The 2,656-nt window shown below is 75.4% G+C and carries 2 protein-coding genes; both read left to right on the forward strand.

Going from position 1 to position 2,656, the window contains the following annotated elements; all coding sequences use genetic code 11:
* Positions 1-808 (forward strand): ComEA family DNA-binding protein (locus tag NCC78_RS30590; protein WP_504921348.1); only part of this gene is annotated, 808 nt, incomplete at its 5' end.
* Positions 809-865: 57 nt separating this feature from the next.
* The coding region (locus NCC78_RS30595; RefSeq protein ID WP_250798877.1) for a RecQ family ATP-dependent DNA helicase at positions 866-2,656 on the forward strand (1,791 nt) is incomplete at its 3' end.

A 2,656-nucleotide genomic window follows, 5' to 3' on the forward strand; every position in this document is an offset into this window, starting at 1 on the left:
ACCGCCCGCCGCCCCGCCGCCCCTGCCGGGGTACGGTCCACCGCCGGTCCTTGCGCCCCCGCCCGCCACGTGGTCGCCCGCAGCCGCCGGCAAGCGCCAGCGGGCGCCGTCGCCCGGCTGGGCGAGCGCGACCGCCACCATCGCCGGTACTGCGCTCGTCCTGCTCTCCCTCGGCTGTTTCACCTGGCTGGTGATCCTCACCTACGCCGCCTGGCGGCGCAGTTGGCGCCTCGCGCTGGTCGGCCTCGGCTACCTGGTCGTCCTCGTGGTCGAGGTGGCCCTGCTCGACATCGAGAACCCGGACGCCGAGGTGCCCGGGCCGCAGGCGGTGCTCTTCCTCGGCCTGGCCGTGATCACCTGGTTGGTCGGGGCGGCGCACGTGGTGCTGCTCAGCCGCGGGGTCTGGGCGGCGCTCACCGGCGGCCAGGGCAGTGCCAGGTTCCGCGCCGAGGAGGAGCGGCGGATCCGCCGCGAGCACGCCCGTTACCTGCTCTACCACTACCCGGCGGCCCGGAACGAGCTGCGCATCGGCCGGCCCGACCTGCCCCGCACGTTCGACGACGGCGGCCTGGTCGACGTCAACGCCGTCCCGGAGCAGGTGCTCGCCGGCCTGCCCGGGCTGACCGTCGACCAGTGCCGCCAGATCGCGGTGGACCGCTGGCTACGCGGCCCGTACGCCTCGATGGAGGAACTCGCCGGTCGCTGCCTGCTGCCGCCGACCGCCACCGACCGGCTCCGTGAGCTGCTGTTCTTCCTGCCCCCGACCGCGGCCCCCACCCCGGAGCGGACGCCACCGGCCGGATCGTGACCGGAACCTCCCGCGCGAACCCGGGGCGCGGACCCGCCGCGCTGGTAGAAATGCCGGATGAGTCAGGATCGGGCGGCGGTACGGGAACGGGCGGAGTCGGTGCTGCGGCGGTTGGCCGGCGACCACGCCCGGCTCCGCGAGGACCAGTGGCGGGCCATCGAGGCGCTGGTGGTCGACCGGCGCCGGGTGCTCTGCGTGCAGCGCACCGGGTGGGGCAAGTCGGCGGTCTACTTCGTGGCCACCGCCCTGCTGCGGGAGCACGAGGTCGACCGCGGCCCGACGGTGATCGTCTCGCCCCTGCTGGCGCTGATGCGCAACCAGGTCGAGTCGGCCGCGCGGGCCGGCATCCGCGCCCGCACCATCAACTCGGCCAACCTGGACGAGTGGGACGAGATCACCGCCGAGATCCACGCCGGCGCGGTGGACGTGCTGCTGATCAGCCCGGAACGGCTCAACAACCCGGACTTCCGGGACACCGTCCTGCCGAAGCTGGCCGCGACCACCGGCCTGCTGGTGGTCGACGAGGCGCACTGCGTCTCCGACTGGGGGCACGACTTCCGGCCGGACTACCGCCGGCTGCGCACCTTCCTCGGCAACCTGCCCGAACGCACCCCGGTGCTGGCCACCACCGCCACCGCCAACACCCGGGTCACCGCCGACGTCGCCGAGCAACTGGGGGACGCCCTCGTGCTGAGGGGCAGCCTGGACCGGGAGTCGCTGCGGCTGGGCGTGCTCGACCTGCCCAGCCCCGCGCACCGGCTGGCCTGGCTCGCCGACCACCTGGACCGGCTCCCCGGCTCGGGCATCATCTACACGCTCACCGTCGCCGCGGCGGGGGAGACCGCCGAGTTCCTCCGCTCCCGTGGCTACCCGGTCGCCTCCTACACCGGCCAGGCCGACGACGCCGACCGGCGGGCCGCCGAGCAGGACCTGCTCGACAACAAGGTCAAGGCGCTGGTCGCCACGAGCGCGCTGGGGATGGGCTTCGACAAGCCCGACCTCGGCTTCGTGGTGCACCTCGGCGCGCCGCCCTCGCCGATCGCGTACTACCAGCAGGTCGGGCGCGCCGGCCGCGGCGTCGCGCACGCCGAGGTGCTGCTGCTGCCCGGCGCCGAGGACGCCGCCATCTGGCGCTACTTCGCATCGCTGGCGTTCCCGCCGGAGGAGCAGGTCCGGGCCGTGCTGGCCGCCCTGCGCACCGACCGGCCGCTCTCCACCCAGGCCCTGGAACCGATCGTCGACCTGCGCCGGGCCCGGCTGGAGCTGATGCTCAAGGTGCTCGACGTCGACGGCGCGGTCCGCCGGGTCCGCGGCGGCTGGCTCGCCACCGGCGAGCCCTGGGTCTACGACGAGGCCCGGTTGCGCCGCGTCGCCCAGGCACGCACCGCCGAGCAGCAGGCCATGCGGGAGTACGCGACCACGCCCGGCTGCCGCCTGCGCTACCTGCGGGAGTGCCTGGACGACACCGGAGCGGTCGACTGCGGCCGGTGCGACCGCTGCGCCGGGCCGCTCTTCACCGCCGAGGTGTCGACCGCCGCGTCGACCGCCGCGCAGACCTTCCTCGGCCGGCCCGGCGTGGAGATCGCCCCGAAGAAGCTCTGGCCCACCGGGCTGGACGCGGTCGGCGTACCGCTGAAGGGCCGGATCGCCCCGGCGGAGCAGGCGCTGCCGGGCCGCGCGGTCGGGCGGCTGTCGGACCTCGGCTGGGGTGGCCGGCTGCGGGAGCTGGTCGGGCCGGAGGCGGCGGCGGTGGCGGGTGTCGTCGCCGCCCATGGGGGTTGGCGCGGAGGCGAAGACGAGTCGGCCGCTGGCCGAGGCGATGTGCAGCAGCGCGGCGATGTCCTGCGG

It is taken from the genome of Micromonospora phytophila (assembly GCF_023656545.1).
Lineage (GTDB): Bacteria > Actinomycetota > Actinomycetes > Mycobacteriales > Micromonosporaceae > Micromonospora > Micromonospora phytophila.